At 71.7% G+C, this 21,968-nt stretch carries 21 protein-coding genes; 4 read left to right on the plus strand and 17 right to left on the minus strand.

Annotated elements, in window-relative coordinates; genetic code table 11:
- Positions 1–243: 243 nt before the first annotated feature.
- Positions 244–2,760 (minus strand): ATP-dependent Clp protease ATP-binding subunit, encoded by a 2,517-nt coding sequence (locus F4556_RS20140; RefSeq protein ID WP_184918152.1) that lies wholly within the window; start codon positions 2,758–2,760, stop codon positions 244–246.
- Positions 2,761–3,211: 451 nt separating this feature from the next.
- Here F4556_RS20140 and F4556_RS20145 point away from each other — a divergent pair, with 451 nt between their 5' ends.
- Positions 3,212–3,673, plus strand: a complete 462-nt coding sequence (locus F4556_RS20145) for a hypothetical protein (RefSeq protein WP_184918154.1) — start codon at positions 3,212–3,214, stop codon at positions 3,671–3,673.
- 7 nt (positions 3,674–3,680) lie between these two features.
- Here the strand turns inward: F4556_RS20145 and F4556_RS20150 are convergent, their stop codons facing one another.
- The 14 genes from F4556_RS20150 to F4556_RS20215 all read right to left on the minus strand — a co-directional run bounded on the left by F4556_RS20150 (position 3,681) and on the right by F4556_RS20215 (position 15,713).
- Positions 3,681–4,031, minus strand: a complete 351-nt coding sequence (locus F4556_RS20150) for a histone-like nucleoid-structuring protein Lsr2 (RefSeq protein ID WP_184918156.1) — start codon at positions 4,029–4,031, stop codon at positions 3,681–3,683.
- A gap of 114 nt (positions 4,032–4,145) precedes the next feature.
- Positions 4,146–4,673 (minus strand): amino-acid N-acetyltransferase, encoded by a 528-nt coding sequence (locus tag F4556_RS20155; protein WP_184918158.1) that lies wholly within the window; start codon positions 4,671–4,673, stop codon positions 4,146–4,148.
- 18 nt (positions 4,674–4,691) lie between these two features.
- On the minus strand, positions 4,692–5,096 hold the full coding sequence (locus tag F4556_RS20160; protein WP_184918160.1) for a BlaI/MecI/CopY family transcriptional regulator: 405 nt from the start codon (positions 5,094–5,096) through the stop codon (positions 4,692–4,694).
- A gap of 102 nt (positions 5,097–5,198) precedes the next feature.
- Positions 5,199–5,348, minus strand: coding sequence for a hypothetical protein (locus F4556_RS20165; RefSeq protein ID WP_184918162.1), 150 nt, complete (start codon positions 5,346–5,348; stop codon positions 5,199–5,201).
- 4 nt (positions 5,349–5,352) lie between these two features.
- Positions 5,353–6,924 (minus strand): bifunctional lysylphosphatidylglycerol synthetase/lysine--tRNA ligase LysX, encoded by a 1,572-nt coding sequence (gene lysX / locus F4556_RS20170; protein ID WP_184918164.1) that lies wholly within the window; start codon positions 6,922–6,924, stop codon positions 5,353–5,355.
- Between the two features lie 95 nt (positions 6,925–7,019).
- Positions 7,020–7,712, minus strand: a complete 693-nt coding sequence (locus F4556_RS20175; protein WP_184918166.1) for a hypothetical protein — start codon at positions 7,710–7,712, stop codon at positions 7,020–7,022.
- A gap of 113 nt (positions 7,713–7,825) precedes the next feature.
- Positions 7,826–8,620, minus strand: a complete 795-nt coding sequence (locus F4556_RS20180; protein ID WP_184918168.1) for a type III pantothenate kinase — start codon at positions 8,618–8,620, stop codon at positions 7,826–7,828.
- Positions 8,621–8,645: 25 nt separating this feature from the next.
- Entirely contained in the window at positions 8,646–9,620 is a 975-nt protein-coding gene (gene nadC / locus F4556_RS20185; RefSeq protein WP_184918170.1) for a carboxylating nicotinate-nucleotide diphosphorylase, read from the minus strand.
- 105 nt (positions 9,621–9,725) lie between these two features.
- Positions 9,726–11,378, minus strand: coding sequence for an L-aspartate oxidase (locus F4556_RS20190; protein WP_184918173.1), 1,653 nt, complete (start codon positions 11,376–11,378; stop codon positions 9,726–9,728).
- A gap of 13 nt (positions 11,379–11,391) precedes the next feature.
- A complete protein-coding gene (panD, locus tag F4556_RS20195) occupies positions 11,392–11,841 on the minus strand; it encodes an aspartate 1-decarboxylase (protein ID WP_184918174.1) in 450 nt (149 codons plus the stop codon).
- 47 nt (positions 11,842–11,888) lie between these two features.
- Positions 11,889–12,788, minus strand: a complete 900-nt coding sequence (gene panC, locus F4556_RS20200; protein ID WP_184918176.1) for a pantoate--beta-alanine ligase — start codon at positions 12,786–12,788, stop codon at positions 11,889–11,891.
- Positions 12,788–13,735, minus strand: a complete 948-nt coding sequence (locus F4556_RS20205) for a Rossmann-like and DUF2520 domain-containing protein (RefSeq protein ID WP_376775730.1) — start codon at positions 13,733–13,735, stop codon at positions 12,788–12,790. The genes panC and F4556_RS20205 overlap by 1 nt, the downstream gene beginning before the upstream one ends.
- Before the next feature lie 84 nt (positions 13,736–13,819).
- Entirely contained in the window at positions 13,820–14,509 is a 690-nt protein-coding gene (locus F4556_RS20210) for a response regulator (RefSeq protein WP_184918177.1), read from the minus strand.
- A 10-nt stretch (positions 14,510–14,519) separates the two neighbouring features.
- Positions 14,520–15,713 (minus strand): sensor histidine kinase, encoded by a 1,194-nt coding sequence (locus F4556_RS20215; RefSeq protein WP_184918179.1) that lies wholly within the window; start codon positions 15,711–15,713, stop codon positions 14,520–14,522.
- Between the two features lie 105 nt (positions 15,714–15,818).
- On the opposite strand from F4556_RS20215, the gene F4556_RS20220 reads away from it, so the two are divergent.
- Both F4556_RS20220 and F4556_RS20225 read left to right on the plus strand, forming a co-directional pair.
- Entirely contained in the window at positions 15,819–16,823 is a 1,005-nt protein-coding gene (locus F4556_RS20220) for an SAM-dependent methyltransferase (protein WP_184918181.1), read from the plus strand.
- Positions 16,820–17,983, plus strand: a complete 1,164-nt coding sequence (locus tag F4556_RS20225; RefSeq protein ID WP_184918184.1) for an NADH-quinone oxidoreductase subunit D — start codon at positions 16,820–16,822, stop codon at positions 17,981–17,983. Before F4556_RS20220 ends, F4556_RS20225 begins: the two co-directional genes overlap by 4 nt.
- A 40-nt stretch (positions 17,984–18,023) precedes the next feature.
- Here F4556_RS20225 and F4556_RS20230 read toward each other — a convergent pair whose 3' ends face one another.
- Positions 18,024–20,465, minus strand: coding sequence for a NosD domain-containing protein (locus F4556_RS20230; protein ID WP_184918186.1), 2,442 nt, complete (start codon positions 20,463–20,465; stop codon positions 18,024–18,026).
- A 50-nt stretch (positions 20,466–20,515) separates the two neighbouring features.
- Positions 20,516–21,307 carry a DUF3109 family protein gene (locus F4556_RS20235; protein ID WP_376775795.1) on the minus strand — a complete coding sequence of 264 codons (792 nt, stop codon included), beginning with the start codon at positions 21,305–21,307 and terminating at the stop codon, positions 20,516–20,518.
- A 226-nt stretch (positions 21,308–21,533) separates the two neighbouring features.
- Here F4556_RS20235 and F4556_RS20240 point away from each other — a divergent pair, with 226 nt between their 5' ends.
- Positions 21,534–21,881, plus strand: a complete 348-nt coding sequence (locus F4556_RS20240; RefSeq protein WP_184918188.1) for a hypothetical protein — start codon at positions 21,534–21,536, stop codon at positions 21,879–21,881.
- The last annotated feature ends 87 nt before the right edge of the window (positions 21,882–21,968 follow it).

Here is a 21,968-nt window from a genome sequence, read left to right on the forward strand (position 1 = left end):
CTATGCTCCGCCGCTCCTATCGCCTGATCATCCGTCAAATGTCGGGACAGAACCGCGCGCTGGGCGCCTCCATCGCATCCGAACCACCATGACCATCCGTCGAACGGCGGGGAGTACCGTGCGGTTCATCACAGGAATTGTGACCTGGAGATGAACGGGGCGGGCACAGCGAAAGGGCCCCCGCCCTGGCGCTATGGCCAGTGCGGGGGCCCTTTTCGGAGCCGGCGTCGTTCTCCGGTGCTGTTACTTGGTCAGATCGGGACCGGCCGAGGCGACCGCCGCGGGAGAGTCCGCCACCGGCGACTTCTCCTCGCCGCGGAAGGTGAACTTGGCTTCCTTGCCCTCACCCTCGACCCCGACGACCACGATGTGGCCGGCCCGCAGCTCGCCGAAGAGGATCTTCTCCGACAGGTGGTCCTCGATCTCGCGCTGGATGGTGCGACGCAGCGGACGCGCACCCAGCAGCGGGTCGTAACCACGCTTGGCCAGCAGCTTCTTGGCGTCGATGCTGAGCTCGAGACCCATGTCGCGGTCCTTGAGCCGGCCGTCCACCTTGTCGATCATCAGGTCGACGATCTGGATGATGTCTTCCTCGGACAGCTGGTGGAAGACCACGATGTCGTCGACACGGTTCAGGAACTCGGGCCGGAAGTGCTGCTTGAGCTCCTCGCTGACCTTTGCCTTCATCCGCTCGTACCCGGTGGTGGCGTCACCCGTGGCCGCGAAGCCGAGGTTGAAGCCCTTGGAGATGTCCCGGGTGCCGAGGTTGGTCGTCATGATGATGACGGTGTTCTTGAAGTCGACAACTCGACCCTGGGAATCGGTCAGTCGACCGTCCTCCAGGATCTGCAGCAGCGAGTTGAAGATGTCCGGGTGGGCCTTCTCGACCTCGTCGAAGAGCACGACCGAGAACGGCTTGCGGCGCACCTTCTCGGTGAGCTGGCCGCCCTCCTCGTACCCGACGTAGCCGGGGGGCGAGCCGAACAGCCGCGAGACGGTGTGCTTCTCGCTGAACTCCGACATGTCGAGGGAGATCAGCGCGTCCTCGTCGCCGAACAGGAACTGCGCCAGCGTCTTGGAGAGCTCGGTCTTACCGACACCGGACGGACCGGCGAAGATGAACGAACCGCCGGGACGCTTCGGGTCCTTGAGGCCCGCACGGGTACGCCGGATCGCCTTCGAGAGCGCCTTGATGGCGTCCGTCTGGCCGATGACGCGCTTGTGCAGCTCGTCCTCCATGCGCAGCAGCCGCGAGGACTCCTCCTCGGTGAGCTTGAAGACCGGGATGCCGGTGGCGGTGGCCAGGACCTCCGCGATCAGCTCCTCGTCCACCTCGGCGACGACGTCCATGTCGCCGGCCTTCCACTCCTTCTCCCGCTTCGCCTTCGCGGTGAGGAGCTGCTTCTCGTCGTCGCGCAGCGAGGCGGCCTTCTCGAAGTCCTGCGCGTCGATCGCGCTCTCCTTCTCCCGGCGCACGTCGGCGATCTTCTCGTCGAACTCGCGCAGGTCCGGCGGCGCGGTCATCCGGCGGATGCGCATCCGGGAACCGGCCTCGTCGATCAGGTCGATCGCCTTGTCCGGCAGGAAGCGGTCCGAGATGTAGCGGTCGGCCAGGGTGGCGGCGGCGACCAGCGCGGCATCGGTGATGGACACCCGGTGGTGCGCCTCGTAGCGGTCGCGCAGACCCTTGAGGATCTCGATGGTGTGCGGCAGCGACGGCTCCGCGACCTGGATCGGCTGGAAGCGGCGCTCCAGCGCGGCGTCCTTCTCCAGGTGCTTGCGGTACTCGTCGAGCGTGGTGGCACCGATGGTCTGGAGCTCACCGCGGGCCAGCATCGGCTTCAGGATCGAGGCCGCGTCGATCGCACCCTCGGCGGCGCCCGCGCCGACCAGGGTGTGCAGCTCGTCGATGAACAGGATGATGTCGCCGCGGGTGCGGATCTCCTTGAGCACCTTCTTCAGGCGCTCCTCGAAGTCACCGCGGTAGCGGGAGCCCGCGACCAGCGCGCCGAGGTCGAGCGTGTAGAGCTGCTTGTCCTTCAGCGTCTCCGGGACCTCACCCTTGACGATCGCCTGGGCCAGGCCCTCGACCACGGCGGTCTTGCCGACGCCGGGCTCACCGATCAGCACGGGGTTGTTCTTGGTGCGGCGGGACAGCACCTGCATGACCCGCTCGATCTCCTTCTCGCGCCCGATCACCGGGTCGAGCTTGGCCTCGCGGGCGGCCTGGGTGAGGTTGCGCCCGAACTGGTCCAGGACCAGCGAGGTGGAGGGGGTGCCCTCGGCGGGGCCGCCGGCCGTGGCCGACTCCTTGCCGGTGCCCTGGTAACCGGAGAGCAGCTGGATGACCTGCTGACGCACCCGGTTGAGGTCGGCACCCAGCTTCACCAGGACCTGGGCGGCGACGCCCTCGCCCTCGCGGATGAGGCCGAGCAGGATGTGCTCGGTGCCGATGTAGTTGTGGCCGAGCTGAAGGGCCTCGCGGAGCGACAGCTCCAGGACCTTCTTCGCCCGAGGTGTGAAGGGAATGTGGCCGGACGGGGCCTGCTGGCCCTGACCGATGATCTCTTCGACCTGCTGGCGGACGGCCTCAAGAGAGATCCCGAGGCTCTCCAGGGCCTTGGCGGCGACACCCTCGCCCTCGTGGATCAGGCCCAGGAGGATGTGCTCGGTGCCGATGTAGTTGTGGTTGAGCATCCGGGCTTCTTCCTGAGCCAGGACGACAACCCGCCGCGCGCGGTCGGTGAACCTCTCGAACATCGTTTATCGCTCCTCAGAGCGGTCGGGCAGTTCGGGGACTGTCCCCGCCCTGTCCTTCCGCATGCTAGTCCCGCTCAGCGGCGCGGCTCACGGATCAACTCCACCTGCGTGGAGCCTTTCATGCTGCGCGACCAGCCGACACCATTCCCAACCTGATGCTGGGAGACGGTGTTCCCACAGCAGGGCCTGATGCACCCGATACCGCTACGCCATCGGCGAACAACGCCCACCGAGGACTCGGACAGCTGGTCTCGCGATCTGCTCGGCCGGGGCCTTCGGCCCCACCCACCTGCATTCATACCCGGTATTCCGGCGAGTTTCGCGCAGTTTCCCCGGTGGCGGTGTTCGCCTGGCGAGAAGTCCACCGTGGCTGACGGTGGATCAGACCGGGCGCGCGGCCGTTCAGGTGGTGGCCGCGTGACCGCTTCGCCCCTCCAGCGTTGCACAGCCCATGACGGTTCCGTCGAGCCGGACCGGGCTCCGCCCCGTCCCGCTCACCGCGCTGCTGGACTCCGACCGGGTCGAGGTGCGCCGCCCGGTCGGGCTGGCGTCGCTCGCCCGGCTGGACCGCCTGGGGCGGCCTTCGGGGCCGGTGGTGGCCCGGGGTGACCGGGTCGCCTTCCTGCTGGCGCCGGACACCGCGGAGGCGGTGCCGGAGCTGCTGCACTGGCTGGGCTGGGGCGCCGAGCTGAGGCTCGGCCTCACCGCCCGGGCGGCCGAACCGGCCCGGGTGCCACGGCCGCGGGGCGCGGAGGAGGCTCCTCCACGCCCCGATGACCGGTCGGCGGTCTGGCTGCGTCCGGCCGGTACCGGCACCGGACTGGACCTGCGCTCGCCCGATCTGCTGCGACTGCTCGACTGCCTGGCCGATGCCTGCGCCCGTGACCTGATGGGGCTGGCACCGGCCCGCTGACCCCGGGTCAGGACGGGTTGGCCGCCTCGTACGCCTCGCGCACGTTGCTCGGGACGCGGCCGCGGTCGTTGACCTCGAACCCGTTCTCCTTGGCCCACGCGCGGATCTTCGCGGTGTCCGGCGCACCCGCCGCCGGGCGGCCCGCGCCGCGGGCGGTGCCCCGACGGGCCCCGGCCAGCCGGCCGCTCTGCTTGCGGCCCTTGTCGACGTACGGGGCCAGCAGCCCGCGCAGCTTGTCCGCGTTCGCGCTCTTCAGGTCGATCTCGTAGGCCACGCCGTCCAGGGCGAACGTCACGGTCTCGTCCGCCGAGCCGCCGTCGAGATCGTCTTCAAGAATGACCTGCACCCTCTGTGCCACGGGCTTCCCTTTCCGCTAAACGACCCATTGCCTAGAGAAAGGAAAGCGTCTTTTCCGTGAAAACACAAACCCCTGGCTGCTCCGAAGGTGTCGGCCGAGGTGTTCCCCCGGTGTTCAGAGCCGCAGCAGCATCCTTGAGTTGCCCAGCGTGTTGGGCTTCACCCGCTCCAGGTCGAGGAACTCCGCGACACCTTCGTCGTACGAACGTAGAAGCTCCTCATAGACATCCGTAGCGATCGCCGCCGGGTCTGACGTATCATCATCGGTTTCGCCGATCTCGACGAAACCGTGTTTCGCGAAGAACGGGACCTCGAACGTCAAGCAGAAAATCCGACGGACACCCAGCCAGCGGGCGGTGTGCACCAGCTTGTCCAGCAGCAGGTGGCCGACGCCCAGGCCACGGCAGGACGGGTCGACGGCCAGCGTGCGGACCTCGGCCAGGTCTTCCCACATCACGTGCAGTGCGCCGCAGGCGACCACCAGGCCGGTGTCGTCGCGTTCGGCGACCCAGAACTCCTGTACGGATTCGAACAGTGTCACGGTGGGCTTGTCGAGCAGAATGCCGTCCCGCGAGTAGCCGTCGATGAGCCGCCGCACTGCACGCACATCGCTGGTCCGCGCCCGGCGGATGGTGACCTCCATGGCGGGACGCTATCGTGCTCAGGTGCTTCCGGTCTCCCCGGTATCGACTTCGCTATCGGCGGGCGCCGGCGCGGTGACCCGGAGGGCGTCCCGGAGTGCCTCGCGTTGCTCGGGGGACATCAGCCCGAAGAAGTGGACCAGTGCCGCGGCCGGATTGTCACTGGTGGCCCAGGCATCGTTCATGAGGGCCGCGGTGTATGCCTCGCGGGACGAGACCGGCTCATAAACATAGGCGCGACCGACCTGCTCGCGCCGGAGCCAGCCCTTTCTGAAGAGCTTGTCGAGCACCGTCATGACGGTGGTGTACGCGATTTCACGTTCCGACTGCAGATCCTGCAGAACCTCGCGAACCGTGACCGGGCGGTTCCACTGCCAGACCCTGGTCATGATGTCGTTCTCGAGTTCTCCGAGTTGGCGCACCATAGTCCGGCCAGGATAGGGAGTGTTCCGGACAAAATTTGCTGTTTCGGCGCAAACCGGCGCGCCGCCACCCCCAAGGAGTGACGGCGCGTCAGCGGGTTCGCGCTATTCGGCGTTCCGGGTCGCCAGCAGATCGGCCGCGGCGTCCTCCTTGGCGCGCTGGGCGCCGCCCTGGGAGCGGATGATCGCCCGCACCAGGAAGCCGAAGCCGATCGCCATCACCAGCGGGGGCACGATCGCACTGATGTAGTCCACCAGGTCACTCCTCTTCGGAATCTGCGGAATCTTCGGCACCGGCCTCGGCCTTGGCGGCCTTGACGGTCGGCTTCACGATCGGGAAGAGCACCGTCTCACGGATGTTCTTGCCGGTCAGCAGCATGATCAGGCGGTCCACCCCGAGGCCGAGGCCACCGGTCGGCGGCATCGCGTACTCCAGCGCGCGGAGGAAGTCCTCGTCCACCTGCATCGCCTCGACGTCGCCGCCGGCCGCCAGCAGCGACTGCGCGGTCAGCCGGGCCCGCTGCTCGACCGGGTCGACCAGCTCGGAGTAGGCGGTGCCGATCTCGGTGCCGAAGATGACCAGGTCCCACTTCTCGGCCACGCCCGGGAGCGAGCGGTGCTGACGGGTCAGCGGGGAGACCTCGGTCGGGTAGTCCTTGATGAAGGTCGGCTTGATCGCGTGGTGCTCGAGCAGCCGCTCGACCATCTCCAGCACGATCTGGCCGTGGCCCCACTCCTTCTCGTACGGGATGCCGGCCTTGTCGGCCAGCTCGCGCAGCTCGGCCACACCGGTCTCCGGGGTGACCTCGGTGCCCAGGTGCGCGGAGATGCCGGGGTAGACGCTGACCTCGGCCCACGGCTCGGCCAGGTCGATCTCGTGCTCCGCGCCGTCCGGGCCGATGCCGCGCACCACGGTGGTGCCGAGCGCGTCCCGGGCCGCGTTCACGATGGTGGCCCGGATCAGCTCGGCCTGGGTGTCGTAGTCGCCGTACGCCTCGTACGACTCCAGCGAGGTGAACTCCGGGTTGTGGGTGGAGTCCGCGCCCTCGTTCCGGAAGTTGCGGTTGATCTCGAAGACCTTCTCGGCGCCGCCGACCACCAGGCGCTTGAGGTACAGCTCCGGGGCGATCCGCAGGAAGAGGTCGATGTCGTACGCGTTGATGTGGGTGGTGAACGGGCGGGCGTTGGCGCCGCCGTGCACCGGCTGCAGCATCGGGGTCTCCACCTCGATGTAGCCGCGCTCCTCGTAGGTGCGGCGGATCGAGCGGACCACCTTGCTGCGCAGGTAGAGGATCTCCCGCGCCTCCGGGTTCACGATCAGGTCCACGTAGCGCTGGCGGACCCGGGCCTCCGGGTCGGTCAGGCCCTTGTGCTTGTCCGGCAGCGGGCGCAGGCACTTGGCGGTCAGCTCCCAGCGGTCCACCAGGACCGAGAGCTCGCCGCGCTTGGAGGTGATCACCTCGCCCTCGACGCCCACCTGGTCGCCGAGGTCGATGTCGGCCTTCCAGGCCGCCAGCCGCTCCGGGCCCAGCTTGTCCAGGGAGAACATCACCTGGAGGTCGCCCGAGCCGTCCCGCAGGGTGGCGAAGCAGAGCTTGCCGCCGGTCCGGGCCAGCACCACGCGCCCGGTCACGCCGGCCCGCTCGCCGGTGGTGACGTCCGGCTCCAGGTCGGGGTGCTTGGCCCGCAGGTCGGCGATGGTGGTGGTGCGCGGGAAGCCGACCGGGTACGGGTCGACGCCGGCCGCCCGGAGCCGGTCCAGCTTCTCGCGCCGGACGCGCATCTGCTCGGGAAGGTCGTCGGTCGCGGGGATGCTGTTCTGATCGCTCACCCCACCAGGGTATCGACCACTTACCACTGGATTTGGCAGTGGGCTCGGCGAAACGGCGGTGTGCCGTCGTTCGCCGAGCCCACGGTGGTGGCCGGTCAGCCGGTGGCGAGTTCCAGGTCCTCCTGGGACGGGGCCGGGGTGCTGGGCTCGGTGTGCGCGCGGCGGCCGAAGAGTTCGGCGGGCGTGGGCATCCGGCGGGGCTGCGGGCGGGCGTCGGCGGGGTTCTTCGGGGCCACGGCGGGGTCTGTCATCGGGAACCGTCCTCCAGCTGGATCGAGGGGGCCGCCGCTGGGGGGTGCGGCGGGGCTTGGTACGGCCGTCAGGTGCCGTTGGCCGGTGCTGAGGGCGAGGCGTTCGCGGACGTCGGCCTCGGCGATGGCGTGACAGCGGCCCGCCAGCCGGGACCTGCGGGAGCGTTCGCCGCTCCCGCAGGGCAGCCGGGTGAGGGCGCGGAGGGCGGTGAGGTCCTCGGCGTTCGGGAGGTAGCCGTCGGTGATGGCCTCCTCCAGACGTTCCAGGTAGCCGGAGACGCTGCCGGGCAGCGCGGCCCGGTAGCGGGACAGGTCGGCGAGCAGGAACGAGCGCAGCCGCCCGCCCTCCTGCACGGCCTCGTCCACGGCTTCGGCGAGGCGCAGGGCCTCCTGGACGTCCTCGGCCCACAACTCGCCCGACGGGGTCGGGTAGGGCATGTGGACCGGGTACAGCGCTTGGGCGAGGGCACGGCGCAGCACGCGGACTTCGTCGGCGCTGAAGGCCATGCCGCCGCGCGATCCGTGTGGCGTCGGCATGCCATGACAGTACGTGGCGTACGTCCGATTTATGGCGATTGGCGACGCACTTGTCCCGATTGGCGTATCTGCGGGTGAAATGACGACCCGTCCGGCGGGGTGCCGGGTCGGGGTCAGGCGGTGGCCGGCTTGTTGCGCTCGTAGACCAGCCGGAGGCCGATCAGGGTGAGCCAGGGCTCGTGCACGTCGATGCTGCCCGCCTCGCCCAGGACCAGCGGGGCCAGGCCGCCGGTGGCGATCACCTGGACGTCGTCCGGGTCCTTGGCGAGCTCCTTGGCCATCCGCTCGACCAGCCCGTCGACCTGCCCGGCGAAGCCGTACAGGATGCCGGACTGCATGCCCTCGACGGTGTTCTTGCCGATCACGTTCCGGGGCCGGGCCAGCTCGATCTTGCGCAGCTGGGCGCCCCGGACCCCGAGCGCCTCGACCGAGATCTCGATGCCGGGGGCGATCGCGCCGCCGACGTAGTCGCCGCGCTCGTTGATCGCGTCGAAGGTGGTCGCGGTGCCGAAGTCGACCACGATGCACGGGCCGCCGTAGAGGTGGTTGGCGGCCAGCGCGTTGACGATCCGGTCGGCGCCGACCTCCTTGGGGTTGTCCATCAGGACGTGCACCCCGGTCTTCACCCCCGGCTCCACGATCACCGCGGGCACGTCGCCGTAGTAACGGCGGGTCACCTCGCGGAGCTCGTGGAGCACGGCGGGCACGGAGGAGCAGATCGCCAGACCCTCGATCCGGTCCTCGGCCGAGACGATCGGGTGAGAGCCCATCAGGCCCTGCATCAGCACCGCGAGTTCGTCGGCGGTACGGCGCGGGTCGGTGGAGATCCGCCAGTGCTCCACGATCTCCTCGCCGTCGAACAGGCCGAGCGTGGTCTGGGTGTTGCCGACGTCGATGGTGAGGAGCACGGGGAGGGCCTTCTGCTAGGTGTGGTCAGGAAGAGCGGAGGTCCAGGCCGATGTCCAGGATCGGCGAGGAGTGGGTGAGCGCGCCGACGGCCAGGTAGTCGACCCCAGTCTGGGCGACCTCGTGCGCGGTGGCCAGGGTCAGCCCGCCCGAAGCCTCCAGCTTGGCCCGGCCGTTGACCAGTTCGACGGCCTGCTGCAGCTCGGCGACGGTGAAGTTGTCGAGCAGGATCAGGTCGGCGCCCGCCTCCAGCACCGGCGGGATCTGGTCGAGGCGGTCCACCTCGATCTCCACCGGCAGCTCCGGGTACGCGGCCCGGACGGCGCGGAACGCCTCGGCGACACCGCCCGCCGCGACCACGTGGTTGTCCTTCACCAGCGCGGCGTCCGAGAGCGACATCCGGTGGTTGCTGCCGCCGCCCGCGCGGACCGCGAACTTCTCCAGCGAGCGCAGGCCCGGCGTGGTCTTGCGGGTGTCCCTGACCTGCGCCTTGGTGCCCTCCAGGGCGTCCGCCCAGGCGCGGGTCGCGGTGGCGATCCCGGACAGCCGGCAGAGCAGGTTCAGCGCGCTGCGCTCGGCGGTGAGCAGGTCGCGGGTACGGCTGCGGACCGAGAGCAGCACCTGGCCGGCCTCCACCCGGTCGCCGTCCTCGACGTGCCGCTCGACCTCGAACTCCTCCTCGCAGACCAGCGAGACCACGGCCTCGGCGATCCGCAGACCGGCCACCACGCCGGCCTGACGGGCCGTGAAGTCCGCGGTGGCGACCGCGTCGGCCGGGACGGTGGCGACCGAGGTGACGTCCTCGCCGCCGGCCAGGTCCTCGGCCAGCGCGAGGGTCGCGATGTCTTCCACCTCGACCGGGTCGAGGCCGGCCGCCTCCAGCATCTCCGCGAGCGCCGGGTCCAGGCCGGTCTCGTACGCCTCGCCGTCGCCGCAGCCGCAGCCGTCGCCACAGCCGGCGACCTGGTCGGCGAGCGGGAGTTCCTCGTGGGTGTGGGACATCGTGGTGCTCCTATGGCAGGTGGTTCGGAAGGTAGGGGCTCGGGGAACGGCGAGGAGATCTGGCGTGCGGGTCAAACTGCAAAGTGCCTGACCACCTACGCACGATCACCCTTTTACGAGGTCGGCGTCGCCGTTCCCCGAGCCCCTGACGGGGCTGATGATGTGCCTCAGCCACACTGCGTCGTCGCGGTCGGGGAAGTCCTCGCGCCAGTGGCAGCCGCGGGTCTCCTCGCGTTGGGCCGCCGCGGCGACCAGGGCGGTGGCGACCGAGTGGAGGTTGGTGGCCTCCCAGCTCTCGACGGCCGGGTCGGCGGACTTCTCGTCGGCGGTGAGGCGGGCCAGGCCGGCGGTGGTGGCGGCCATCGAGGCGGCCGAGCGGAGCACGCCCGCGCCGGTGGACATCAGGTGCTGGATGTCCGCGCGGGCCTCGGGGGCGAGCAGCGGGACGGCCTTGGCGGCCCGGGCGCCGGCCACGTCGACCGAGCGCTCGGGGAGCTGCCCGGCCCTGTGACGGGCGGTCAGGTCGGCGGCGATCCGTTCGGCGAAGACCAGGCCCTCCAGCAGGGAGTTGGAGGCCAGCCGGTTGGCGCCGTGCACGCCGGTGCAGGCCACCTCGCCGCAGGCGTACAGGCCGGGCACGGTGGTGCGGCCGAGCAGGTCGGTGCGGACGCCGCCGGAGGCGTAGTGCGCGGCGGGGGCGACCGGGATCAGCTCGGTGACCGGGTCGATGCCGTGCGAGCGGCAGGAGGCCAGGATGGTCGGGAAGCGCTCGGCCCACATCTCGGCGCCGAAGTGCCGTCCGTCCAGGTACATGTGCTCGGTGCCGAGCTCCTGCATCCGCCGGGTGATCGCCTTGGCGACGATGTCCCGGGGGGCCAGCTCGGCCAGCTCGTGCTGCCCGACCATGAAGCGGACCCCGTCGGCGTCCACCAGGTGGGCGCCCTCGCCGCGGACCGCCTCGGAGACCAGCGGCTGCTGGCCCTCGGCCTCGGCGCCGAGCCAGAGCACGGTCGGGTGGAACTGGACGAACTCCAGGTCGGTCACCTCGGCCCCGGCGCGCAGCGCGAGCGCGACGCCGTCGCCGGTGGAGACCGCCGGGTTGGTGGTGGCCGAGAAGATCTGGCCCATGCCGCCGGTGGCCAGCACCACGGCGCGGGCCCGGATCGCGCCGACGCCGTCCCGCTGGCCCTCGCCCATCACGTGCAGGGTGAGCCCGGCGGCGTGGCCGTCGGCGTCGGTGAGCAGGTCCAACACCAGGGCGTGCTCGATGAGTTCGAGCCCGGGGTCGGAGCGGACGGCGGAGACCAGGGCGCGCGATATCTCCGCCCCGGTGGCGTCGCCGCCGGCGTGCGCGATCCGGCGGCGGTGGTGGCCGCCCTCCCGGGTGAGCAGGATCTCGCCCTCGGCGTCCAGGTCGAAGGCGGCGCCGGTGGCGATCAAGTGCCGTACGGCGTCCGGGCCTTCGGTGACCAGGGTGCGGACGGCCGCCTCGTCGCAGAGCCCGGCGCCGGCCACCAGGGTGTCGGCCAGGTGCTGTTCGGGGGTGTCGCCCTCGCCCAGGGCGGCGGCGATGCCGCCCTGGGCCCAGCGGGTCGAGCCGTCGTCGAGCATCGCCTTGGTGACCACCATGGCCCGCAGGCCGGCCTTGCGGACGTTGAGGGCGACGGTGAGCCCGGCCACCCCGGAGCCGACCACGACCACGTCCGTGGTGCTGGTCCAGCCGGGGGCCGGGGCGGTGAGGCGGTGCGAGACGGTCATGTCCTGTTGCTCCTTAGCGCGCGGCCGAGGGCGCCGCGTTGTGCCCGTCACCGTACGCCTGGTCCCCGCGCAGCAGCCCGCTGCCCTCGGGGGCCTCGGCGGCGTCGGTGCCGTAGCCGGTGATCCGGTTCTCGCCGTCCACGAAGACCACCCGGGGCACGTAGCCCTTGGCCTCGGCGGTCTCCATCTGGCCGTAGGCGATCAGGATGACCAGGTCGCCGGGGTGGACCAGCCGGGCGGCGGCGCCGTTGATGCCGATCACGCCGGAGCCGCGCGGGCCCGCGATCGTGTACGTCTCCAGCCGGGCGCCGTTGTTGATGTCGACTATGTGGACCAGCTCCCCGGGGAGCAGGTCGGCGGCGTCGAGCAGGTCCTCGTCCACCGTGACCGAGCCGACGTAGTGCAGGTCGGCCTGGGTCACGGTGGCCCGGTGGATCTTGGACTTGAGCATGGTGCGGAGCATTGGGTCACGCCTCCTGTGAGTGCATGCCTAGGAAACTGCTTGCCGGACTAGCGAACGATGATGCGGACGTTGTCGATCAGGCGGGTCGAGCCCACCTTCGCGGCGACGGCCAGCACCGCCTCACCCTGGAAGTCGTCGGCGGCCTCGGTGAAGTCGTCCGGGTCGATCAGGGCGAGGTAGTCAAGGGTGACACCCTCGGCGCCGTCCAGGGCGGCCGAGGCGGCGGCGCGGACGGCCTTCGGGCCCTGCGCGGCCACGTCGCGGCCGGCGAACAGCGCCTTGGAGAGGGCGAGGGCCTGCTCCCGCTCGGTCTCCGAGAGGAAGCGGTTGCGGGAGGAGAGCGCCAGGCCGTCGGCCTCGCGGACGGTCGGGACGCCGATCACCTCGACGTCGAAGTCCAGGTCGGCGACCATCCGCTGGATGACCGCGAGCTGCTGGGCGTCCTTCTCGCCGAAGAACGCGAAGTCCGGGTCGGTGATGTGCAGCAGCTTCGCCACCACGGTCAGCACCCCGTCGAAGTGGCCCGGGCGGGTGGCGCCCTCGAACCGCTCGCCCATCGGGCCGCCGGAGACCCGCACCTGCGGGGTCCCGTTCGGGTAGACCTCCTCGGGCAGCGGGGCGAACACCACGTCCGCGCCGTTCTCCTCGGCGAGGCGGACGTCGGCGGCCAGCGTGCGCGGGTAGCGGTCCAGGTCCTCGCCGGCGCCGAACTGGAGGGGGTTCACGAAGACCGTGACGGCGACCCGGCCGTCCTGGCCGACCTGCTTGCGGGCGGCCCGGATCAGCGCGGCGTGGCCTTCGTGCAGTGCGCCCATGGTCATCACCACCGCGTTGTCCACCGGCTGCTCGTCCGGCCAGAAGGCGGGCTCGAAGTCGGCGATCGTGTGGGTCAGCTCGGCCTTGCGCACCTTGGGCGCCTTGCTCGGCTGCTGCTTGCCACGGGCCATCAGATGTTCTCCTCGTTGAGTACGTCCAGCAGCGCAGCCGCCGACTCTTCGTCGAGCGATCCGGAGCGGACCGCCCGCTGCGCCGTGGCGCGGGCCATCGCGCGGTACGCCTGCCCGATGTCGGGGGCTACCGTACCGAGCTGGTGCAGGTGGCGCCGGAGCGTCCCGGCGTCGCCCCGGGCGACCGGTCCGGTGAGGGCCGCGTCGCCGGAGCGCAGGCTGTTGTCCAGGGCCGCGCCGAGCAGCGGACCGAGCAGCCGGCCCGGCTCGGCCACGCCCGCCGTCCGGAGCAGTTCACTGGCCTGGGCGACCAGGGTGACCAGGTGGTTCGCGCCGTGCGCGAGGGCCGTGTGGTAGAGCGGCCGCACCTCCTCGGGCACCCACTCGGGCTCGCCGCCCATCTCCACCACCAGCGCCTCGGCGACCGGCCGCAGCTCCTGAGGGGCCGTCACCCCGAAGGGGCAGCCCGCCAGTCGGGCCAGGTCGACGGAGGTGCCGGTGAAGGTCATCGCCGGGTGCAGCGCCAGCGGCAGCGCCCCGGCCCTGGTGGCGGGCGCCAGCACCGCCACGCCGTGCGCCCCCGAGGTGTGCACGATCAGCTGCCCGGGCCGGATCGCCCCGGTGCTCGCCAGCCCGGTCACCAGGTCGGCCAGCGCGTCGTCCGGGACGGTGAGCAGCACCAGGTCGGCCGCCGCCAGCACCTGCGGCGGGCTGACCAGCTTCACCCCGGGCAGCAGTGCCTCGGCCCGGCGCCGGGAGGTCGCCGACACCCCGGACGCGGCCACCACCCGGTGCCCGGCCAGCTGGAGCGCGGCCCCCAGCGCGGGGCCGACCCGGCCGGTGCCGACCACGCCGACCGCCAGCCGCGCGGGCCGGTTGCCGGGGTCGGCGGGATCACCGAACGGATCGGCCAGGGCCCCGAATTCGGCCTCGTCGAAGGTGCTCACGGCTCGCCGTCGTCCTTACTTCCGTTCCAGTCCTCTGCAGGTACCGGACGTACCGCGCCATTCTACGGCCGTGCGGTGTCGCGGCTACTCCCCGGCGCCCGCGCGGACCAGCCCGGCCTCGTAGGCGAGCACCACGGCCTGCACCCGGTCGCGGAGGTTGAGCTTGGCCAGGATGCGGCCGACGTGGGTCTTGACGGTGGCCTCGGAGAGCGTGAGCTTGCCCGCGATCTCGCCGTTCGACAGGCCCTGGGAGACCAGCAGGAAGACCTCGCGCTCGCGGTCGGTGAGCGGGGCCAGCACCGGGGAGCCCGGGGTGGAGCGCGGGACGGGCAGCACCTCGGCGAAGCGGTCGATCATCCGGCGGGTGGTGGTGGGGGCGACCACGGCGTCCCCGGCGTGCACCGAGCGGATCGCGGCGACCAGCTCGACCGGCGGGACGTCCTTGAGCAGGAAGCCGCTGGCGCCCGCCTTGAGCGCGGCGAAGGCGTACTCGTCCAGGTCGAAGGTGGTCAGGATGAGCACGTGCGGGGCGTCCGGGCGGGGGGAGCCGTCCTCGGTCAGGCAGATCCGGCGGGTGGCCTGGACGCCGTCCAGCCGGGGCATCCGGACGTCCATCAGGATCACGTCGACCTCGGTGTGCTCCAGCACCTGGAGGGCCTGCTGACCGTCCCCGGCCTCGGCGGTGATCTCGATGTCGCCCTGGGACTGGAGGATCATCCGGAAGCCGGTGCGGAGCAGTTCCTGATCGTCGACGAGCATCACCCTGATGGTCACGGAGCAGTCCTTACTTGATCGTCTTGAGGGGAAGTACCGCGCGGATCCGGAAGCCCCCGCCGGGCCGGGGCCCGATGTCGAGGCTCCCGCTGACCATGCCGACCCGCTCCCGCATGCCGATCAGACCATGCCCGGGGCCGTCGCTACCACCGACCACGAGCTGGTCGTCGGTGGAGCCCCGGCCGTCGTCCTCGATCAGCACCTCGAGCTCCCGGTCGCGGAAGTCCACCGCGACCCGGGCCCGGACGTCCGGGCCGCCGTGCTTGCGGACGTTGGTGAGCGCCTCCTGGACGATCCGGTACACCGTCAGTTCGACGCCGCGGGGCAGCTCCTGCGGGTCCCCCGCGCTGTCGAAGTCGACCGGCAGGCCGGCCGTGCGGACCTGGTCGAGCAGCTCGGGCAGCTCGGCGACGCCGGGCTGCGGGACGTACTCCTCGGCGGTGTCGGTGGTGCGCAGCACGCCGAGCAGCCGGCGCATCTCGACCAGCGCCTGACGCCCCGTCGAGGCGATGGTGCCGAGCGCCTCCTTGGCCTGCTGCGGGGAGTTGTCCAGCACGTAGGCGGCGCCGTCGGCCTGAACGATCATCACCGAGACGTTGTGCGCCACCACGTCGTGCAACTCACGGGCGATCCGGGCCCGCTCCGCCGCGACCGCGATCTTGGCCTGGGCGCCCCGCTCGCGCTCCAGCCGGGCGGCCCGGTCCTCCAGCTCGGTCAGGTACGCCCGGCGGACCCGGGTGAGCCGGCCCCAGGCCCAGCACAGCACGAAGGGGGTGGACATCAGCACGGAGAAGAAGATCACCTGCGGGGCACCCTGGGTCGCGGCGCCGACCTCGTGGAACCGCGCCAGCGTCAGCGGCCCGGCCGCCAGCCCGGCCACCAGGGCCAGCCGCGAGGTCCAGACCGCGCCGTAGGCCGCGCCGGTGTACGCGAACACCAGGTAGCCGATGCTCTCCACGCCGGGGTTGACGTGACCCGCCAGCTGGCCGAGGCCGAGCACCACCGCGGCGACCGTGGTCGCGTTCGGGTGCTGCCGGCGCCACACCATCATCCCGCCGACCAGACCGGCCAGGACGTAGGAGGCCTGCTCCCGCCAGCCCGACTGGTTGCCGGTGCTGAGCAGGGCGAAGGAGGCGAGCAGCAGCGCCCAGGCGGAGTCGACCACCATGGGGTGACGGCGGAACCAGGCGTTGAGTCGGTGCACAGCTCAAGCCTAGGCACCCCCGGACAGTGGAAAGGTCCGCCGGGAGAGCGATCCCTCCTACTCCGCAGGGTGGAGAGCCGACGTGACGCCGGTAACGTCCGGGGCATGAGTTGGATGCGGTGGCGGACCGCCATGGAGCAGGCGCTGTACGGGACCGACGGTGGGTTCTACCGCAGGCCGGAGGGCCCGGCGGGGCACTTCCGGACCTCGGTGCACGCCTCCCCGAGGTACGCCGGAGCGGTCACCCGCCTCCTGACGGAGGTGGATGTCGCGCTCGGCCACCCCGAGGAACTGGCCCTGGTGGACGTCGGGGCCGGCCGGGGCGAGCTGCTGGCCGGCGTGCTGGCGGCGGTCGGCCCGGAGCTGGCCGGGCGGCTGCGCCCGTACGCGGTGGAGCTGGCCGACCGGCCGGCCGGGCTGCCGGAGCCGGTGGTGTGGACGGACCGGCTGCCTGACGGGGTGTCGGGTCTGCTGTTCGCCAACGAGTGGCTGGACAACGTGCCGCTGGACAGCGCGGAGCGGGACGAGCAGGGGGACCTGCGGTACCTGGAGGTGGCGCCGGACGGGACGGAGCGGCTCGGCGGTCCGGTGGACGGGGCGGACGCCGACTGGGCCGCGCGGTGGTGGCCGGAGGGGCCCCGGGTCGAGCTCGGCGGTCCCCGGGACGCGGCCTGGGCGGCGGCGGTCGGGTCGCTGGAGCGCGGGCTCGCGGTGGCGGTGGACTACGCCCACACCCGCGCCGACCGGCCGCTGTTCGAGACCCTGACCGGCTTCCGGGACGGCCGGGAGGTCCGTCCGGTTCCTGACGGTTCGTGCGATCTCACCGCGCACGTGGCACTGGACGCGGTGGCCGTCCGCGGTGTCCACAGCCTGTGGACGACCCAGCGCGAGGCGCTCCGGGCGCTCGGGGTGGACGGCGCCCGGCCGCCGCTCGCGCTGGCGTCCAGCGACCCGGTGGCGTACCTGCGCGCGCTCGGCGGCGCGGGTGAGGGGGCGGAACTGACCGACCCGGCCGGGCTCGGCGGTTTCGGCTGGCTGGCCCAGGCTGTCCGGATGCCGGTACCGGAGAGCCTCGGGGGGCTGTCGGGATGGCAGACTCTCACCCCATGAGGGAGACCACGGTCGGCGTCGGCGCGGGTGCGGAGAATCTTGTCGGGGAGCTGGGCACCAGTGACATGGTGCTCAACATCGGCCCGCAGCACCCTTCCACGCACGGTGTGCTGCGGCTGAAGCTGGTGCTGGACGGCGAGCGGATCGTGGCCGCCGAGCCGGTGATCGGCTATATGCACCGCGGCGCCGAGAAGCTCTTCGAGGCCCGCGACTACCGCCAGATCATCATGCTGGCGAACCGGCACGACTGGCTGTCCGCCTTCTCCAACGAGCTGGGCGTGGTGCTCGCGGTCGAGCGGATGCTCGGCATGGAGGTGCCCGAGCGCGCGGTCTGGATCCGCACCATGCTGGCCGAGCTGAACCGGGTGCTCAACCACCTGATGTTCCTCGGCTCGTACCCGCTGGAGCTCGGCGGGATCACCCCGGTCTTCCACGCCTTCCACGGCCGCGAGGAGCTCCAGCACGTGCTGGAGGAGGCCAGCGGCGGCCGGATGCACTACATGTTCAACCGGGTCGGCGGCCTGAAGGAGGACCTGCCGGCCGGCTGGCTCGGCCGGGTCAGGGCGGCGGTCGCCTCGGTCCGCTCGCAGCTGCCGGTCTTCGAGAACCTGGTCCTCGGCAACGAGATCTTCCGGGCCAGGACCGCCGACGTCGGGGTGCTCTCCGCCGAGCAGGTGAAGGCGTACGGCGCCAGCGGCCCGATCGCCCGCGCCAGCGGCGTCGACTTCGACCTCCGCCGGGACGAGCCCTACCTGGCGTACGGCGAGCTGCAGGACGTGCTCCGGGTGGTCACCCGCCAGGAGGGCGACTGCCTGGCCCGCTTCGAGTGCCTGCTCGAACAGACCGTCAACTCGCTGGCCCTGGCGGACGCCTGCCTCGACCGGCTGGCCGAGCTGGCCCCCGGGCCGGTCAACCTGCGGCTGCCCAAGGTGCTCAAGGCCCCCGAGGGCACCACCTACGCCTGGACCGAGAACCCGCTCGGCATCAACGGCTACTACCTGGTCTCCCGCGGCGACAAGACCCCGTGGCGGCTCAAGCTCCGCTCGGCCTCGTACAACAACATCCAGACGCTGACCGAGCTGCTGCCCGGGACGCTGGTCGCGGACATGGTGGCGATCCTGGGCTCGATGTTCTTCGTGGTCGGCGACATCGACAAGTGACCGGCTCCGTCCCGGCATTGGGGCGGAGCCGGTCACGGCGTCAGTGCGCGGGCGGCGCGAAGTAGCCGTTGAGGTCGACGATCAGGTCGACCGGGGCCGAGCTGCCGTTGAAGAACGAATTCTCGGTGTCGGACACCCCGGCCACCACGTGGTTGGCGACGGTCTGCCCGGTCGTCCAGTTGAGGTTGGACGCGGTGGGCGGCTCGGTGCCGTACGGATGGACCGTCAGGAAGCCGCCGGCCCGGCCGTTGGTGACGGTGACGTTGAGCGAGACGGCGGTGGCGTCGATGTAGCCGACCGTCTGGGTGCGCAGCGCCGTCCGGCCGGCCACCGGCGCGGCCGGCTCCCAGTCGCCGGGGCCGCTCCTGAACCACGCGTACCGGGTGTCGAGCAGCCGGCCCGGCGTCAGCGCGTGGTACATCCCCTTGCCGGTGACGGTGTAGTAGCCGGTGACGTCGGCGATGACGTGGGCCGACCGGCCCGCCACGAAGAGCGAGACCTTGCCGTCCTTGACCGGGACGGTCACCAGGTTGGGCACGGTCTGGCCGGTCACCCAGTTGAGGTTGGAGGCGGTCGGGCGGGCCTGCCCGTGCGGATAGGCCGTCAGATACCCGCCGCTGGTGGGCTCGGTGACGGTGATGTTCAGGGTGACGGCGGAGAGCCCGTAGGACGGGATGCCGTTGACCCCGGCGATCGCCACCTCCCGGGTGGAGCCGTCGGTCATCGGTGCGCCGCCGCGGGTGTCCAGCAGCCGGGCCGGGGCGACCGGGGTGAAGCCGCTGCCGGTGGTGCTGTAGTAGCCGAGCAGGTCGGCCACCACCTGCACGGTGCCCGAACCGCCGTTGTGGAAGGCCACCTTGCCGTCCTTGACCTTGACGGTGACCAGGTTGGGCACGGTCTGGCCGGCCGTCCAGTTGAGGCTGGAGGTGGCGGGCAGGGCGTCACCGTTCGGATAGACCGTCAGGTGCCCGCCGCTGGTGGGCTCGGTGACCGTGACGTTCATTGTGACGGCGGTGACCCGGTCGGCCGGGACGTCGTTCGCGCCGGTCACCGGGAGCACCAGGGTGCCGCCGGGGGCGACCGCGCCGGCGGCCGCGCCTGTGCCGGTCCGGGTGTCCAACACCCGTACCGGGCCGACCGGTTGGTACTTGGTGCCGAAGTCGGTCAGCTCGCGGGCGCCCCGGTCGCGGCGCCGGGAGCCGGTGCCTTCGTCGGGCGCCCAGGGGTCGTCCACCGCAGGGCGACCGGACAGGTCGAGTGCGGTCGCCCCGCGAGCGGTCTCGTCCGCGGAGTCGGTCACCGGCGAGTTGAGCTCGCCCGAGTCGCTCGCCAGGTCGGTGACGCCGATCACGTCGTGGTCGCCCTGGCCGGCGTTGGCCGCCGCGAAGGCGGACACGCTGTCGTAGGCGGTGCCCGCCCACTGGTAGGCCGGGCTGCCGTCCCGGGAGTCCAGCACGTTGTACGAGACCTTGGTGCCCTGGGCCGCCGTCTGGCCCACCCGCAGGGTGGTCCGGGTGGCGGCCTGGTCGCAGATCGGGTTGAGGTGGTTGTCCGTCTCGTCGGTGGAGAGCACGTTGTTGGCGACCGTGCTGCCGGTGGACGCGCCGGTCAGTACGACGGCGTCCTGGCAGTGCGCCGAGACGGTGTTGCCGACGATGGCCGTCCCGGTGGCGCCGTCGGCGACGATGGCGGGCCAGTGCGCACCCCAGACGGAGTTGGTGGCGATCACGGTGTCCCGGACGCCGGGACTCAGCCGGATGAACGGCGAGAGATCGCTGGTCCAGTTGCGCGCGACCGTCACCCGGGTCGCCCCACCGGTGACGGTGACCGCCGAGGGCTGCTCGCCCTGCCAGCGGCCGCCGCTCAGCGAACTGCCGGTCACCGCAAGGTCGGAGCCGCCGTCGACCAGGACCGCGCCCTGCTCGCCGCCGATCTTCAGGCCGCTGACCCGGACGTACTGGACGCCGGAGAGGACCAGGCCGTGCTCTCCGGCCCCGCCGTACACCGAGGCCTCGGACGGGCCGTCCGGTCGGAACGGGGCTGTCGTCCCGGCGAAGGTGATCGGCGCCTGGGCCGTACCGGACCGGGTCAGCGTGACCTGCCCCGGGTAGTCGCCGGGCCCGATGTGGACGGTCTGCCCGGGCTCCACCGCCGCGGCGGCGGCCGAGACGGTGCAGTACGGCGTGGCCCGGGTGCCGCTGCCCGCGTCCGAACAGCCCGCCGTCGCGGCGTTGTCGACGTACAGGTCGGTGGGCGCCGCGAGGGCGGGCGCGGTGCCGAGGGCGGGCAGCCCGAGGGCGCCGAGAAGCAGGGCCCCGGACAGGGCCCGTATGCGGGTGCTGATGATGTCCTCCGAGTGATCGGCGCAGCCCCGACCGGGCTCGCACCGCTGGTGGTTCCCCCATGGGCGGCTGTCGGGCCCGCCCCTGACCACGGCGCGGGCCGCCCCAGTCGGCTCGAACCGCCCCGGCGGCCCGGTCACCCGGCCCGCTGGACGTCATCAACGTACCGTCGCGCGGGCGGAGGTGGAACCTATCGAATGCCGCCGGGGTCGGCCGGGTGCGGGGCCACCGTGAGGCCGCCCTTGATGCGCTGCTCGCAGAGTTCGGCGAGGACCGCGTAGCCCGCCGGGCCCATCAGCTCGGTGAGTTCGGGGCGGTAGCTGACGTAGACCGGGTCGGGGCCGTCGTGGGCGTCGGGGCTGCCGGTGCACCACCAGTGCAGGTCGTGGCCGCCCGGGCCCCAGCCGCGGCGGTCGTACTCGCCGATGGTGACCTGGAGGTAGCGGGTGTCGTCGGGGCGGTCGATCCAGTCGTAGGTGCGGCGGACCGGGAGCTGCCAGCAGACGTCCGGCTTGGTCTCCAGCGGCTCCTTGCCCTCCTTGAGGGCGAGGGTGTGCAGCGAGCAGCCCGCGCCGCCGGGGAAGCCGGGGCTGTTCAGGAAGAGGCAGGCGCCGTTGACCCGGCGGGTCTGGCGGTCGCCGTCCTCGTCGAGCATGGTGATGCCGCCGTCGACCTTGATCCGGCCCTTGGCGTCGGTGCCGTGCGCGTGGTTCTCCCAGATCTCCGGGGTCAGCCGGGCGGCGTGGCCGATCACCCGCTGCTCGTCGTCCTCGTCGGAGTAGTGCGCGCCGAGCGTGCAGCAGCCGTCCGACTCGCCCCGGCCCGGGCGGATGCCCTGGCAGCCGCGGCCGAAGATGCAGTTCCAGCGCGAGGTGAGCCAGGTCAGGTCGCAGCGGAAGACCTGCTCCTCGTCGCCGGGGTCGGCGAACTCGACCCAGGCGCGGGCGAAGTCCAACGGGACCTCGGGCCGCATGGTGGGCATCGCGAGATCGATCGTGCCGCTCTTCTTGTCCTTGGACTTCTTGCTGGTCTTCTTGCTGTCTGCTGCCACCGGTCAAGGGTATGGCCTGGCGCCGTGGTCCCCTGGTGACGGCCCCGGCGGTCGGTGAAGTTGCGGTGAGAAACCCGCACGGGCCCTGCGACGGCGGCCCGCCCTGGCCCTAGGATGGCGGCCAGGTATCTGCTGGGGGCGCTGGGGGAGTGGGCGGATGAGCAACGGTGGCGCGGGCGAGTTCCTGATCAAGCCATGGGAAGTACGCGGTGAGGGGCGGGAGTTCGAGAAGATCTCGAACGACTTCGCCCGGGCCGCGCAGGGCCTGGAGCAGGGCCTGACCGGACTCGGCACGCCCTGGGGCGGTGACGAGCCGGGCAGTGGCTTCGGCACGGAGTACACCGAGGCGCAGGGCATGCTGCTGGCCGGGCTGAACGGACTGGCCGACCGCCTCGGCAAGATCGGCACCGGACTGCACACGATGGCCGAGTCGGTCGACCGGGCCGACGGTGAGGTGAGCGCCGATCTGGCGAAGGTGGACGCGGGCAGACCGCCGGTCGTCTGACGCCCCGTCGGGAACCACGGCGGCCCGTCCGCACGTGTTGCTGTCCGTCGCCTTGCTGTCCGTCCCCGCAGAACCCGGAAGGAGGGG

Source organism: Kitasatospora gansuensis (genome assembly GCF_014203705.1).
Taxonomy (GTDB): Bacteria; Actinomycetota; Actinomycetes; order Streptomycetales; family Streptomycetaceae; genus Kitasatospora; species Kitasatospora gansuensis.